At 66.7% G+C, this 14,514-nt stretch carries 15 protein-coding genes; 10 read left to right on the top strand and 5 right to left on the bottom strand.

Annotated elements, in window-relative coordinates; translation table 11 throughout:
* Positions 1–42: 42 nt before the first annotated feature.
* The 4 genes from AB0O76_RS27515 to AB0O76_RS27500 form a co-directional block, all read right to left on the bottom strand.
* A complete protein-coding gene (locus AB0O76_RS27515; protein WP_365496421.1) occupies positions 43–1,425 on the bottom strand; it encodes an integrase in 1,383 nt (460 codons plus the stop codon).
* Positions 1,416–1,613, bottom strand: a complete 198-nt coding sequence (locus tag AB0O76_RS27510) for a DNA-binding protein (protein WP_365496419.1) — start codon at positions 1,611–1,613, stop codon at positions 1,416–1,418. The genes AB0O76_RS27515 and AB0O76_RS27510 overlap by 10 nt, the downstream gene beginning before the upstream one ends.
* Before the next feature lie 1,187 nt (positions 1,614–2,800).
* Positions 2,801–3,352 (bottom strand): GNAT family N-acetyltransferase, encoded by a 552-nt coding sequence (locus AB0O76_RS27505; protein WP_365496417.1) that lies wholly within the window; start codon positions 3,350–3,352, stop codon positions 2,801–2,803.
* Between the two features lie 21 nt (positions 3,353–3,373).
* Complete coding sequence (locus AB0O76_RS27500; RefSeq protein WP_365496415.1) at positions 3,374–4,720, bottom strand: hypothetical protein; 1,347 nt, start codon at positions 4,718–4,720, stop codon at positions 3,374–3,376.
* 320 nt (positions 4,721–5,040) lie between these two features.
* Here AB0O76_RS27500 and AB0O76_RS27495 point away from each other — a divergent pair, with 320 nt between their 5' ends.
* The 4 genes from AB0O76_RS27495 to AB0O76_RS27480 all read left to right on the top strand — a co-directional run bounded on the left by AB0O76_RS27495 (position 5,041) and on the right by AB0O76_RS27480 (position 6,900).
* Positions 5,041–5,475 carry an ATP-binding protein gene (locus tag AB0O76_RS27495; protein ID WP_365496413.1) on the top strand — a complete coding sequence of 145 codons (435 nt, stop codon included), beginning with the start codon at positions 5,041–5,043 and terminating at the stop codon, positions 5,473–5,475.
* Between the two features lie 134 nt (positions 5,476–5,609).
* Complete coding sequence (locus AB0O76_RS27490) at positions 5,610–5,954, top strand: DUF6415 family natural product biosynthesis protein (RefSeq protein ID WP_365496411.1); 345 nt, start codon at positions 5,610–5,612, stop codon at positions 5,952–5,954.
* Positions 5,951–6,436, top strand: a complete 486-nt coding sequence (locus AB0O76_RS27485) for a DUF6302 family protein (protein WP_365496409.1) — start codon at positions 5,951–5,953, stop codon at positions 6,434–6,436. The genes AB0O76_RS27490 and AB0O76_RS27485 overlap by 4 nt, the downstream gene beginning before the upstream one ends.
* On the top strand, positions 6,433–6,900 hold the full coding sequence (locus AB0O76_RS27480) for a hypothetical protein (protein ID WP_365496407.1): 468 nt from the start codon (positions 6,433–6,435) through the stop codon (positions 6,898–6,900). The genes AB0O76_RS27485 and AB0O76_RS27480 overlap by 4 nt, the downstream gene beginning before the upstream one ends.
* Here the strand turns inward: AB0O76_RS27480 and AB0O76_RS27475 are convergent.
* Entirely contained in the window at positions 6,876–7,349 is a 474-nt protein-coding gene (locus AB0O76_RS27475) for a hypothetical protein (RefSeq protein WP_365496405.1), read from the bottom strand. The two genes, AB0O76_RS27480 and AB0O76_RS27475, sit on opposite strands and share 25 nt — an antisense overlap.
* Before the next feature lie 89 nt (positions 7,350–7,438).
* Between AB0O76_RS27475 and fxlM the strand changes: the two genes are divergently transcribed.
* The 6 genes from fxlM (at position 7,439) to AB0O76_RS27445 (ending at position 14,305) form a co-directional block, all read left to right on the top strand.
* The gene (gene fxlM, locus AB0O76_RS27470; RefSeq protein WP_365496404.1) at positions 7,439–8,668 is read left to right on the top strand and encodes a methyltransferase, FxLD system; all 1,230 of its coding nucleotides are present in this window, start codon (positions 7,439–7,441) and stop codon (positions 8,666–8,668) included.
* 52 nt (positions 8,669–8,720) lie between these two features.
* On the top strand, positions 8,721–8,918 hold the full coding sequence (locus AB0O76_RS27465) for an FxLD family lanthipeptide (protein WP_365496402.1): 198 nt from the start codon (positions 8,721–8,723) through the stop codon (positions 8,916–8,918).
* A gap of 98 nt (positions 8,919–9,016) precedes the next feature.
* Complete coding sequence (locus AB0O76_RS27460; RefSeq protein ID WP_365496400.1) at positions 9,017–12,040, top strand: lantibiotic dehydratase; 3,024 nt, start codon at positions 9,017–9,019, stop codon at positions 12,038–12,040.
* Positions 12,037–12,549, top strand: a complete 513-nt coding sequence (locus tag AB0O76_RS27455; protein WP_365496398.1) for a lanthionine synthetase LanC family protein — start codon at positions 12,037–12,039, stop codon at positions 12,547–12,549. The genes AB0O76_RS27460 and AB0O76_RS27455 overlap by 4 nt, the downstream gene beginning before the upstream one ends.
* Positions 12,525–13,265, top strand: coding sequence for a lanthionine synthetase C family protein (locus tag AB0O76_RS27450; RefSeq protein WP_365496396.1), 741 nt, complete (start codon positions 12,525–12,527; stop codon positions 13,263–13,265). Before AB0O76_RS27455 ends, AB0O76_RS27450 begins: the two co-directional genes overlap by 25 nt.
* Complete coding sequence (locus AB0O76_RS27445) at positions 13,247–14,305, top strand: thiopeptide-type bacteriocin biosynthesis protein (RefSeq protein WP_365496394.1); 1,059 nt, start codon at positions 13,247–13,249, stop codon at positions 14,303–14,305. Before AB0O76_RS27450 ends, AB0O76_RS27445 begins: the two co-directional genes overlap by 19 nt.
* The last annotated feature ends 209 nt before the right edge of the window (positions 14,306–14,514 follow it).

The raw sequence follows: 14,514 nt of genomic DNA, 5'->3' as shown, positions 1-14,514 counted from the left end.
GTTCCGGGGCATTTCCGGGCCAAGGTCCTACCTGGGCGCGCCCTACGCGCCGCTCTCCGGCTCGTCCCACCGCCGCATCGACTTCTCAATCATCTCGTTCGCGTGGTTGCGCGCTTCGGCCAGGAACTTGGCGTAATACCGGAAGAGAACCTGGATGCTCTGTCCGGCCCTGCGCGCACACTCTGCGGGGTCGACGCCGGAGGCGAGCCAGAACGAGATACCCGCGTGGCGCAGGTCGTAGGGGCGCTTGGCCAGCACAAGGGCGTGCTCATCGAGGGTGAGCGTGGCCTCGCGAGCCCGTCCCCAAGTGATGCCGTAAGCCGCAGCCTCAATGTAGTTTCCCGCTGCGTTGCGAAACAGGCGTCCGTCCGGCGCGACACCGAATCGATCTATGTGCTCGCGCAGCATGCGGACGAGCACGGGCGGGATGGGTACCGGCCGCGTGGCCTTGGCAGCCCGCCGTTTCAATGAGTGGATCTCGTGCACGGCGCCGTCATTCGTCCACTCCTTGCCCGCCGCCACGACTCCACCCTTGAGATTGAGGAGACCCCACCCATCCGCCGGCAGACGGCACTGCGTCTTCTGCAGATGGATTATTTCAGCGGGGCGCATGGCTGCGTAGTACATGCAACCAAAGAATGCATACAGGTGCGGTCCACGACCGGGTAGCGCCTTAACCGCGGAAAGCAAGCGCGCCACCTGAGCTGGGTTTGGCACACAGTCTGGATCGACCTCATCAGCGACTGCTGGCGCAGACCACCGAAGACCGGTCAGCGGGTTACCGTTGAAGTACCCGCGTTCCACCGCAATGCCGAACACCTCGTTGACCGCAGCCTTCTTGCGCTTGACGGTGTTCGCAGCAGCAGCTGTCCCGTCGACCTTGCGGCACAGGGCGTCGAGACCCCGGCGCAGTACGTCAGGCTCCTGCAACTCACTGACCGCTAGCGAGTGACGCTGCAGCCAGTCGAGCGCGGCCTGCCACTCCTCAGGAGGGTCCGCCTTCCAGGCATTCTTATTGAACGCCCACGAGTACAGCGCTCGCCGTAGTTCGTCAGGTGCGCGGGCCACCATGTCAGGCTCAACGAATGCTGGCGTGATGGTCGCGAGGGCGTCAGCGAGTGTGCGGCGCGTGGTTCCCGGCGTGCGATCCCACCGCTGCTCGATGTACTCCCTCGCCAGGACATACCAAGTGGTGCGCCGCTTCAGGGCCCGCAGCTCGGAAGCTGGCAGACCAGTCCGGACGTCAAACGGCTCGCCGTCGCGCGCGGCGGTCATCAACTTGGCTCGTCGGCTGTCTGCAAGCCCCTTCGTGAGAAAGGACTCGGATTTCTCCCTGCCATTGACTGTCCAGCGAACCTCGAAGCCCTTGCGGCGGTCCGCACGCTCGCGGATCTCCCAGAACCGGACCTTGTAACTCATCGCCATTCAGGCGTATCCCTTTCACACGCCGCCCACCACGCATCGAGATCTCCGCGTCGGCAGCGAAGTTCACCATTCGGAAGTTTGATCATCCGGGGCGCCAACCCACGAGCACGCAAGCGGTAGAAAGCAGATGGGCTCATTCGGATCTCACCCAATACCTCGGAAAGTTTGAGTGCAGGAGGGCGAGCCATGTTTCCCCAAGAGTGTCGAAGATTGGCCAGACGCTGAGCGGTGTTAAGTAGGAAACCGCACTGAACGTTGGCACGATGACTGGTGCATCCGCGCAGCTCCACCGCCAGGTTGCGCCGCTGCGAACTCCTCAATCGTCGTCAGAAACGCCGGTTTGGCTAACCGGCGATCGTGGTCTATGTTGCGCGCCGCATCGCCAGAGTCCGGTCACTCCCGTGTTGGCTTCGGTTGGGAAGCCAACCGGTATGAGCGAGGGCTGGGGGTAGCGTCATCCGTGACGATCACCAGCAGACCGTCACCAGTGGGGCGGTCAAGATTTCGACTACGACCCGCGCAGGAACCCAATCGAAAGGGCCACCCGTCGAGTTGTAGATCCAGGGTGCGCCGCAAGTGTGCGAGGACCGCCCGGTCGCGCGATAGCCGCGTTGCAGCAGGCCCTCGCCGAACAGGCTGGCCGCGCAGACGCAGACACACAGCCAGTGGACACAGATCCGTAGTCACCCGCTGTCTGACCGGACCAAGCGCTCACTGCACCGAGTGCAAAGAGGAGAGGCGAAATGAAGCGGGCGGGTCGGATTGCGGATTCAGACAGACGGGCCTCCAAAGTAGAAGCTACGCTAGCGGGCCAAAAAAGCGCGGCGCATCATTCCGAGCGGTTTCGGAACCTTGATCGCAGCCGACCAGTAGCACCGTATGGCCTGGTGTTCTGCGGGACGCTGTACGTTGACATAGTCCTGGCGCAGCTATCCAGTCTTTCGGTGCTCTTTCTTGTCTGCCGTAGGCGAATGCCTCACAGTCGCAGGCGACACGGAACAGAACGAGAGCGAGGCTCAAGCAGCTTATCGAGCGACAGAGTCAAGCCCGATGTCTCGGAAACGAGTGACCACGGCCTGCGGACCAAACGCCGCCAGCGCCCACAGCGCGCCGAGCCGCCGGCTAGAGGCCCAGACGCCAGCGGCGACTGATGTTTCGCCACAATCAGACCAACGAGCGGACAGGCCAACAGTCGCATGACCAACCGCTTTTATTAGAAAGAGTTAGTCCGCGGTGCCCTCCGGATTCACCCGGCCAGTCTCCGACCGCAGCGGGCTCCCATCCTGGACGCGGAGTCATAATGGCGCCAGCGCATCTTCAGCTCATGGCGCGGACTACCAGATGCTGCGGGCAACAAGCCCCGCTATGCCACGGGCTACTGCATGGGCTGCCACTCCTGGCGCAGGATCGTGTGCACGACCGAGTCGCGCCATTGTCCTGCCTTCTGGATGTGCTCGCGGATCGTGTAGTCCTCACGCATTGCAGCCATGAGCATCGTCTTGGCGGAAGCGGAGTTGCGCGGGGAACGAGCACCCCAGATGCGGTGCAGCTCCAGCTCACCGAAACCGACTTCGAGCAGAAGCCGCACCGTTTCAACCCCGTAGCCGACACCCCACGCGTCCGGGCGCAGCGCGAATCCGATCGTCGCCCCTTGCTGCTGGTGAGGGTCAAGGGCAAGGCGGGCGAACCCGATCAGCCTGGCATTGTCCCGTTCGACGACGGCCAGCGCGTACTCGTCGCGCGGAGACTTGCCGGCGGCGGCAATCGAGCGGGCGACAATCTGTTCCACCTGGTCACGCGAGCGCGGCTCGAAGGACAGGTGCTCGGTCGCTTCCGCGCTGCCGTAGATCGAGTGAACCGCATCCACGTCGTCAACGGTGAGTTCGCGGAGCTCAAGTCGCGGGCTGCGGCGGCTGATCGGGTACATGCTGGCGGACTCTACCCGTGCTTAACGCGGCAGGGCAGGGCGCGCAGGTCGGTACATCTCGATCTCGGCGCGCAGATCGCGAGCTACGACAGCATCTCGGACAGGGCCGCGGGCCAGGGCGACGCGGACGCGGTCGGCCGAGACGACGATGCCGTTGTTGCGATGGCTGGGCGCAAGGTCCAGGACCGGACGGACAGCTTCGGCGGCGCCGTCGAGGTCGTCTCCGTAGAGGCGCACCAGGGCAAGGTTGCACTGGGCTCCGGCCTGGTCCCCGAAGGCCCAGTTTGGATCAGACGGGTTCCTGAATCCGCGGACGGCTTCCTCGGCGGCGGTGGCGACTCGGGCGTCGCCTTGCCCCAGAAGGACGGCAGCTTCAACGGCGTAGTACCGCTGCTTGACCTCGGGATAGGTGAAGAGCCCGCCAAGCGAGTCCAGTTCATCCGGCGCAATCTGTTCACGCAAGGTGTCTGCCCGCTGATTGGCTGCCCGGACGGTGTCCTCGTCGCCCAGCAGGGCCGCGGCACGGGCCTGCAGTCCGTATAGCCACGGTGCCACTGTGCCCCGCAGTGCCTCTGCCGTTGCTGCGCCTTGCTGCGAGTAGTGCAGGGCGTCCTCGGGCCGGTTGGCCCAGTAGGAGATGAGGGACTTCAGGCCGTCCGTCAAGGCAGTCAGGCCGGTGTGCTCGGCCTGACGGGCGAGGAAGTTCGCGGTGCGCGCCTGCATCAGCGCGGCCTTTGCATGGCCGATGTCATGCGACCCCTTGGCCATCATGAAGCTGAGCGCACTGGCCATGAACAGCAGATCGCGGGACTGCGAGGGCCTGGCGCGGCCGCCCTCCAGAAGCCGGAAAGCCTCCTCCTGGCTCAGTGCCAGGTCGTCCCAGAGTTCCGGCAGCGGGACCCTGGGGTAGGCCGCCGCGAGCCGGGCCACTTCGTCGCCCAGAAAGCCGATGGTGTCGTCGCCTACCTGCTCGCGTTCCGCCCCCATGGCGAAGTCCATTGCACGTCGTGCCGCCATTGCGCCCGTCCTTCTCATCTCGTGCAGATCCACGCCGGGTTCGGCATGGGCAGCGGCCGTACCGAGCCGCGAGACCGGGTCCTGGGCTCCCAAGTCTGGGGGTGCCGGCGTCCACAACTGCTTGATCGAGTAGCCGAGCAGGTACACCAATACGCGTCGCGCATCAACGTTCGGCTGTCGATCGCCGTAGTACCACCCCTGGAAGGTCCGCTTCGCCGGCTCCAGCGTCGCCAGAGATTCAGGTCCCTCAAGCTCGGCAAGCTCTCGTGCCGCCTGCTGGAATCGAGGCAGGAACACGTGATAGTCGTGCCACTCGCGCTCGTCGAACAGGTTCCGGAGCAGTGTGGGCATGGTGCTCCCCTTCTCCCTGACGTTCAGTACGTCGCTACGGCCGACCGTAGAGCGCCGCCTGCTTCAACTTGCCCCGAAACGACAGTACTTAGCGAACCTGACGTTGATCCGGCGAATGGGCGGCGAAAGTCCGGCATACGGCACCGTGATCCGGCGGAAGGCCGGCGTCGAAATGGGGCTAGGTATGACCGGGTTCCGCTTGCCAGGCTCATAGCGCTCCTCGCTGAGAGTGCACGGACGGCCACACAAGCGTCATCTGCATTGCCCCAGCAGGTTTCACAAGGACGACTTCCCCACACTGGCTGCCTGGGAGGCACACGATGACCCCCGCCGCATCAGTCACCATGGTCGCCGCAGACCTGCCGCAGCAGACCGGCCGCGGCTTCGCGGTGGCCTTCACCCCGGACAAGGCCCTCGTCAGGCACACGCGCCAGATCACCGCTGAACACTGGCGGCTGTGGCACGTGACCGGGCCGACCGCGGACAGCGTCGTGCTTACCGTCTCCGAACTCGTCACCAACGCCATCCAGCACGGCAACGGAGACCTTGACCTGAAGGTCTTCCACACCGACAACGAACTGCGGGTTGAAGTCACCGATGGCAATCCGGAAGCTGCGCAACTCAAGCCTGTGGACGCCGAAGCCGTCTCCGGCCGGGGCCTGTTCCTTGTCGCCGCCCTCGCTCGCGACTGGGGTGTGAATGTCGACGGGACGACGACGTGGGCCACGTTCCGCGTCCCTGCGGGGAGGCTGTGATGGTTGCCGTGCGTGTAGCCGCCGCGTTAGTGGACGAGCCCAGCCCTAACGCATGCGAGCCGATCGTGAGAGACCGCCCAAGCCCCGCCCCTGAGCCGTGGACGCCTCCACACGATGCCGACGAGCTCAGCGACATGCTGAATCGACTGAAAGGCTGGACTCCGTTCGATGTGAGCACACTCCTGGACGTCGTAGCCGACGCACTGGACGACTTACCGCCCACCGCGATGGACGTGCCGGACCTGTTGCACCGTCTGCACCACCATCTCGGCCAGCTCGCGAACATCTCGATCGCCAACGAAGCCAACAACAAGGATGCGGACGTAGCCCGCCTACTCCTGCGCGGGGAGACATTGCGGGCCACTCCCCCTCCAGCCGAGCCTGCCGAGGCCCTGGGGCACCTGCGCCAGGTCGGTTGGGTCGTCAACGAACTCGTCGAGCGGCTCGTCGAGACCCAGTACATGAAGGGAACGGAATGAGCACGGCTATGGCGTCCCGCCCCGCGCCGCCCCATGCGCGGCTTTTGCCCGCACGAGACGCGTTCGACTACGACCACTTTCGCGAGCGCCTGGCCGACCCCGCTCTTGCCGACGCCGGCGTCGCGGTCGCACTTTTCCGTATTCCGCTGCTGGCTGTCCCCGTGGGCGGCGACCGGCGGGGCGGATATTCGAGCTTCGGGCAGCTCGTGGACGCGGTTCAGGCCCGCACGCTTCTCAGCGCCGTTCCCGGTTTCCCGGACCTGCGGATCCGCTGGTCGCCGTATAGCAACACCTGCCACACCGTCGAGTGGGGCGAACCAAGTCCTCCATGGTGGGCGGACAACGAGGTCATGGGCCGCTTCTACGGTTACAGCGCCCACGCCATCGCTGCCTTCGTACAGGGCCGCTCCCAGATCCCTTCAGCGTTCTCCGGACCGTGTTTCCTCACGGCCCAGCGTGCCCGGCAAGGAGGAGAGCAGTGACCACGACGACAGTCGCCAGGATCATCCTCGCCCCGCGGGAGCAGCAGGTCCTCGAAGGGCTGGCCGACGGGAGCACGCTCGCCGTGGTCGCGCTGACCCTGAAGATCCGCGAGGTCACGGCGGCGGGCTACCTCAAGCTCGCCAAGCGCAAGTTGCATGGCGTGAGCGAGAATGCCGCCGCGCTCGCCGTCGGCTACACCGTGCATGCCATCGCCCGGCCGGAGCTGCTGGACCCCGAGCATCTGTTCCTGCCCCTTGAACAGCGTCAACTCGTGCCGTTCGTCGCGCGGGGCATGCATTCCGCGCAGATGGCGACCGACCTGAAACGGCCTGCCGACGTCGTCCGCCGCGACGGCCGCAACCTCATGACGAACCTCGGTGCCAGGAACCCGGCCCACGTCGTCACGCGCGCCTGGCAGTACCAGATCTTGACGGCAGATCAGGTGATCTCATGGCTGCGCTGACTGCACGAGGCGATGGATCGCTTGTAGCTCTCCGGCGTGCTGCGTTCGGCTACCTCTGCGGTGGTGAAGAGTCCGATCTGATGGTGTTCGTGGCGGACCACCGGAATCGTTTCCGGCATGAGGGCCGTGCCCCGGTAGGTGATGATCACGATGCGGCATTGGGGCCTGGCCTGCGGGAGCGGTTGGTAGATCCAGACGTCCAGGAGCGGTTCCGCCTTGACGATCCAGCTGGACTCTTCCTGCAGTTCGCGCTCGAGGCGCCCGACAGCCGGGCCTATGACCAGGGTCGGTGTCGGGCGAAGCGTGTGCGGGTAATCCCTTCTACTTTCGCCGAGTTCCTCCTCATACGAACCGGCTCGACGAAGGAAGACAAGAACAGCGAGGGCGGTATCCGAGACCACTTTGCAACCGAACCTCGACGGCCGCTTGGCCCAGCGGCGCGTAGCCACCTCCTCCGTACGTCGGTCTGGCTAGCTTCACCGAGGGCAGACAGCCGGCGCGCTTGCAAGACCGCGCAGACACCACAGAAGGAAGCCCAGTGACCGATGTGACGACCGCACATTCCAGCGAGGCCACGCGCCTGCGCCACAAGACCATCGACCAGTTGCGGGACGAACGCTGGATCGCCACGGCCGCGGTCGAGGCGGCCATGAAGAAGGTGCCCCGCGACCGGTTCACCCCGCCCGGCACGCCATTGGAGGAGGTCTACGCCCCCTACGACGCTGTGATCACCAAGACCGACGAACACGGGGTCCAGATCAGCAGCGTCTCCGCCCCGCAGATCCAGGCCATCCAACTGGAGCAGGCCCAGATCAAGCCAGGCATGCGGGTCCTGGAGATCGGCTCGGGCGGTCTCAATGCCGCCTACCTTGCCGAGATGGTTGGGCCGGACGGTCAGGTAACCACGGTCGACATTGACGGAGAGGTCACCGAACGCGCCGCACGGCTCCTCGCCGAGAACGATTACGACCAGGTGCGGGTGGTCACCGCGGATGCCGCCGAGCCGATCCCCGACCTCGGCGAAGTGGACATCATCCTCGTCACGGTGGGGGCCTGGGACATCCCGCCTGCCTGGACCAATCAGCTCAAGCCCGGTGGCCGTCTCGTCGTGCCCCTTCGAATGCGCGGCCTGACCCGCTCCGTCGCCTTCACCCGCGTTGAGGACCACCTGGAATCGGAGTCCGCGAAAGTCTGCGGGTTCGTTCCCATGCAGGGTGCGACCGAGCACGACGAGCAACTCCTGCTGGTCAACGGGACGCCCGAGGTCGCTTTGCGCTTCGACGACGGGCTGCCCGCCGAGCCCAGCAAGCTCGACAACGCCGTCACGACGCCGCGCCACGAACTGTGGACCGGCGTCACCATCGGCCTGCGGGAACTGCTCGACACCCTGCAGATGCACCTGGCGATCAGCGTTCCGGGCTTTTGCACCATGGCCGTCGATGAGGACCTGGACACCGGGCTGGTCGCCCCGGTGAACAAGCGCTACGCCCTCGCCGCCGTCGAAGACGACACCTTCGCCTACCTCGTCACCCGCCGCACCGAGGACAACAAACACGTCGAGTACGGCGTGCACGCCCTGGGCCCCAACGCCGAGCAGTTCGCCGCCAAGATCGCCGACGTCCTGCGCGGCTGGGAAGCCCACCGGCGCGGCGGCCCCAGCCCGAGCATCCGGGCCTATCCGGCCGGCACCCCCGATGACCAGATCCCGGCGGACCGTGTCATCGACAAGGTCCACAGCCGGATCGCCCTCTCGTGGCCCGTGGCCTAACCCGCCGCGAGCCAGGCCTGTCAGACACCACCCGTCAATCAGGAGGATCAAGATGAGCCCTACCGCTGCAGTTCTGGAAGCACCTCAGACCGCCCTCGGCGAGGAGGACGACTTCGCCCCGCTGAACGTCAAGGTGGTCGTCGCCGCCCACCCCATCGGAAAGCTGATGTGCTCCACGGGCGACGGGTGCGGCAACACCTGCGCCGGCAACGCATCGTCCTGCTCCAGTTTCATCGAGGACCCGGCCTGACCCGACCCACTACCGGTCAAGCGGGGGCGCCTAGCAGCACTGTTCGGCGCCCCCGCGCCTCGCGCCCTGCTACCTTTCGCCGGAAGGACCGAGCCCCCATGGCTGACGCCATCAGGTACCAGTGGACAGGCGCAGCCATACTTCGCGCCACCACCGACCCAAGCCCTGCCGACATCCCCCAGGGCCTCGACCTGGACGACGCGGCGAGCACCCGCGCGTGGCTCGTGCGAATCTGGCAGCGGCCCGACGTACGCAACGCTCTGGCCACCGCCAGCCCCGTTCTCTGCGAGACGGTCGAGAGCACCATTCACGGCACTCCCCGCTCGCCCCGACAGGTGCGTCGATCTGCCCTGTCCGTCGTCTCCTATCTCCTGCGCTGGCAGCAACGCCCCACGCCCTTCGGCTTGTTCGCCGGCGCCGCCCCGCTCTCGATCGGCCTGACACCGCGGGTGCGCTGGGACCGTGACCACCTCGTTCGACTACGCGCCGACGGCGAATGGATCAACGACGTCATCGGGCAACTGGAGAAACACGCCGAACTCCTCGAGCGCCTGCCCATCGTCGCCAACAACACCGCCTACTTCCGCGGTGACCGTCTCGTCGCGCCCGGCGCGCCCGCCGATGGTCACGCCCGTCTGATGGCGCCCGTCGAGATCTCCGTGCAGTGCACCCGGCCGGTGAGAGCGGCGATGCACGCCGCCCAGAGCCCGATCCGCTACCAGGATCTGCGCGATCATCTGACGGTCCTGTTCCCGCTCGGAGCCGGCGGGAAGATCGACGCGGTCTTGCGCGAACTGCTCACGCAGAACCTCCTCATCACCAGCCTGCGCCCGCCCATGACGACCGTCGACGCACTTGACCTGGTGTGCGCTGAGCTGAAGAAGGCCGACGCGCACTCGCTGCCGGACGTCGGGGCCTACGCCCGCAGCCTGTATGACCTGCGCGACGCCCTGGCCTCCCACGACAAGTCGGGCGCCTCTACCGACCTCCATGCGCTCACCACCCGCATGGCCACCTGCTCAACCATCACACCCGGGCCCGTTCTCGTGGACACCATCCTGAACGGGGCAGTTCAGCTGCCCAGCCACGTCGTCACAGAAGCACAGAACGCCGTCGCCGTCATGCACCGCCTGAGCCCCCTGCCTTACGGATACCACCACTGGCGGGACTACCACCGCCGCTTCCGCGCCCAATACGGAGTCGGCGCGATGGTCCCCATTCTGGACCTCGTAGCCGACAGCGGCCTGGGCTTGCCCGCCGGATACACGGGCTCCGAGCGCCGCAAAGCCCCCACCCTGCTCACCGACCGCGACGCCGTCATCCTCAAGCTCCTCCAACAGACCGGCCCCGGTGACCTCGTCCTCGACGAAGCCACGATCACCGAACTGGTCGAGGCCGCCGGCATCGAGGAACCGCTGTACGCAGACCGCTGCGAAGTCGGCTTCGAGGTCCACGCTCAGTCCACGCAGGATCTGGCCCAGGGCGAGTACAGCCTCGAAATCACCAGCGTCCCCCGCCCCGGGAGCAGCATGCTCGGGCGCTTCGCCCACCTGCTGCCCGCCGACCAGCAGCACCCGATCGCCGACTCCTACATGCCCCGGCCCGACTCTCTGACCGCGCAGCTCTCCTTCACCCCACGCCGTCGCCGCAACGAGAACGTCGCCCGCGTCCCCCAACTCCTGCCCTACGTGATCCCACTCGCCGAGCACCCCGTCGAAGGTGCTGCTGCGATCGCACTGGACGACATCGGCGTGACTGCCGATGCCCGCAGGCTCCATCTCGTGCAGCTCTCCACCGGCCGCCCGATCGACGCGCGCGTGCTCCACGCCCTGGAGGCCGGGATTCAAACTCCTCCCCTGGCCCGGTTTCTGTCGGAGGTAGCAGGCGCCCGGAACTCGGTCTACAAGTCCTTCGACTTCGGCGCCGCCTCCCGCCTGCCGTACCTGCCCTGCGTCCGCTACGGCCGCACCACCCTGGCCCCAGCCCGCTGGCTTCTCGACAACCGAGACATGCCCGGACGCACCGCATCGCACCACGCCTGGGAGAAGGCGTTCGAAGCCTGGCGGAAGCGCATGAACGTCTCCCGCTACGTCTGCCTGATGGAATACGACCAACGTCTCCCTCTCGACCTCGACCACCCCATGCACCGCCGTTTGATGCGTTCGCAGATGTATGAGAGGCCTGGTCTGGAACTTCGTCAGGCCGTCGGCCCCGACGCCCACGGCTGGGTCGGCCGAGCACACGACGTCGTGCTTCCGTTCGTACGCTCCACCCCCGCCAACCCGTCATTGCCGGTGCTCCGGCGCCATCAGGACATCCAGTCGCCCATCGAGCTTCCTGGCGCGGGCTCGGTGCTCCAGATGCACCTGCACGGACACCCCGACCGGTTCGACGAGACCCTGGACTGTCACCTCCCGAGACTGCTAGCCGCACTCGAACAAGAGCCCACGTGGTGGTTCACCCGCCACCGGCAACTCGCCCGCCCCGAGACCGGACAGCACCTCGCGCTGAACCTGCACATCACGCCGACCGCATACGCTGCGGTGGCAGCCGCGGTGAACCGGTGGGCGGCCGAACTGCATCACCAACGTCTCCTTGCCCGCATCACCCTGGAGCCGTACCGGCCCCAGACCGGGCGCTACGGCGCGCGTGCTGCCATGGACGCCGCGCATGACGTCTTCGCCGCCGACTCCGCGGCAGCCCTGGCACAGATCCGCCTCGCCTCCCGCATGCCCATCGCGCCCCAGGCGGTCACGGCCGCGAGCCTGGTCGACCTCGCTGCTCATCTTTTGCCCTCCGCCGAGGACGCGTGGCGGTGGCTGATCGAGAACACCCCTGCCCATGGGCGCCCCGAGCGGGCCCACCGCGCCGAAGCGCTCCAGCTCTACGCAGCTCAAGGAGGTGCCGACCTCGCCGCCGCGTGGGCGGAACGCGGCTACGCACTTGCCCGGTACCGGCAGGCCCTCAGCGCGGAGCAGCATGACCCAGGCGCTGTGCTGCGCTCTCTGCTGCACCAGCACCATGTGCGAGCCCTCGGCGTCGATGCCGCCGGCGAAGCCGCCACCTTGCACCTGGCCCGCACCGTGGCCTTACGCCACCAGCCGATCAAGGCGACTCGATGACCGGCTCGACGGAGCAAGCCCAGGCACTCGTCCATGAGTTCGCCGCCGCACTGGCACAGCCCTTCGCATCTTCGAGGGATGAGCCGTGGGCTGGGCAGTCGCTGGCCACCGGCGCGGCCGGCATCGCGCTGTTCCACATCGAGCAGGCAGCCACCGGTCAGGCAACGTGGCACCGCGCCCACCGCTGGATCGGCCAAGCCGCCGCCGGAGACATCACCGCCACTGACAGCACGGGCCTCTACCTCGGCGCCCCGGCCGTTGCCTACGTCCTGCGCGCGGCCCCCGTCTCCGTGCAGCATCTCTACCGCGATGCGGGCGCCGCCCTGCACGGCCACGTCGTGAACGTGACCCACCGCCGTGTCGATGCTGCTCTCGCCCGCATGTACCGGGGCGCACACGCCACCTTCGCCGAGTACGACACCCTCTACGGACTCACCGGAATCGGCGCCTACCTACTGCGCACCGCCCCCCCCACGACAGCGCCATGGAGAGGGTCCTGCGCTACTTGATCTCGCTGACCCACCCGCTCGACAGCGCCGGCCTGCCCACTCCCGGATGGTGGGTCGACCATGACACGAGACGTACGAACAGACTGCCTGGCGGTCACGGCAATCTCGGCGTCGCCCACGGCATTCCCGGACCGCTCATGCTCCTTGCCCAAGCCCTCCGCTGCGGCATCCAGGTCGAGGGCCAGGTCGAAGCAATCCGAACCATCTGCGCCCACCTCGACATTTGGCGCCAGGAGAGCGACACGGGCCCGTGGTGGCCCGAACACGTCACGCTGGCCGACCTCAAGTCCGGCCGCCCTCATCACCGGCATCCCGGACGGCCGAGCTGGTGCTACGGCACGCCCGGTATCGCGCGGGCCGGGCAGCTAGCCGGAATTGCCTTGAACGACCAGACCCTCCAGAGCGCCTACGAAGATGCCCTTCAACAGTGTCTCAACGACCCTACGCAGCTTGCCAAAATCACCGACACCAGCCTGTGCCACGGCTGGGCAGGCGTTTACCAAACGGCCTTCCGGGCAGCCCGCGACGCTCGCACGCCTCACCTCAGTTCTCTGCTCCCGGTTCTCCGCAAGAACCTGATCGCACGTGCCCGCCCGGCTTCGGCCGAAGGGCCGGGCTTCCTGGAGGGAGACGCCGGCTGCGCCCTCGCTCTCGTCACTGCCTCCACCGACCGTGTGCCGACCACTGGATGGGACGCATGTCTGATGATCAACTGACCGCTGTCGCCTGGCCACCCGCCCCCAGCCCCGTCGGCCGCGCGGTCCTCGACGTACTAGCCGGGCAGCCGATCCACGATGTCGCTCGCAAGAGCGGCATGGAGCCAGTTGCACTGGCCGACGCGATCGAGGTCTTCAAGCAAGCAGGGACCGAAGCCCTCGCCCGCCACGAGTTGCGGGACAACTGGTCCCAGTTCTACATGGAGTTCTCAGACTGGGCCGACGCGGACCGAACGGCGGCCGCTCTCCTCGCACCCGTGCTGGAAAGCCTCAAGGACCGCGGAGAACTATCGCTGTGGTGGTTCATCCGCAAACACCCCTGCTGGAGACTGCGCCTCGACGGCGGCCCCGGCTCCCCGGCCTGCACCGAACTCTCGGACCACCTGGACGAACTGGTCAAAGACGGTCAGCTCCGGCGGTGGTGGCCTGGGGCCTACGAGCCGGAAACAGCAGCCTTCGGCGGCGCGGTGGGCATGCTCAACGCGCACATCCTCTTCTCTGCCGACAGCCACCACATTCTGACCCGGAAGGGCCAAGGCGACGTCCCACTCGGCCGCCGTGAACTCTCTGTCGTCCTATGTACGGTCATGCTGCGGGCCGCAGGACTGGAGTGGCAGGAGCAGGGCGACGTCTGGGACCGGGTGATCAACGAGGAGCATCGCTCCTCCACCGGGAAAGTCATCGAAGATCGCCTTGGGGGAATGACCCGGCAGATCCGTCAGCTCCTCGTCAGCGACACCAGTCCCGATGGGCCACTGTTCGGGCCGCATTGCGCGCTACACCCCGTCGCTAGCTGGGCCGTGGCCTTTCGCCGCGCAGGCGACGCGCTCAAGGAAGCGGTTGCCTCCGACGGCCTCGACCGCGGGCTGCGGCGAGTTCTGGCCTACCACGTCATCTTTCACTGGAACCGACTCGGTCTCTCCCTCGGCGCTCAAAGCGCCCTCGCGCTCGCTGCCCGGACGGCGATCCTCGACCCGCCCCCGGATGCGGTCTCATGGAGTGATGCAAACTCCCCCCACGGGCGACAGGGGGTGGTGTGAATGGGCAATCCGCTGGCCACGCGACAACGACACCTGCCACACCCACGACCGACCTCCTCGCTCGCCTACGCTCCCGGCATGCGCCGCCTCTCGACGATTTCCCTTCGCGAAAACGTCACGTGGTGCGCGTCTGCATCGACCGCAATACCGGCAGGCCATCGGTTCAAAACTCATCGCTACATCCTGCGCGTGGGCGGCTTGATCCGTGT

Origin of the sequence: Streptomyces sp. NPDC086554 (assembly GCF_040686095.1) — a bacterium.
Classification (GTDB): domain Bacteria; phylum Actinomycetota; class Actinomycetes; order Streptomycetales; family Streptomycetaceae; genus Streptomyces.
The sequence above is the reverse complement of the archived record's forward strand: the minus strand, read 5'-3'. Positions and strand labels throughout refer to the sequence as shown.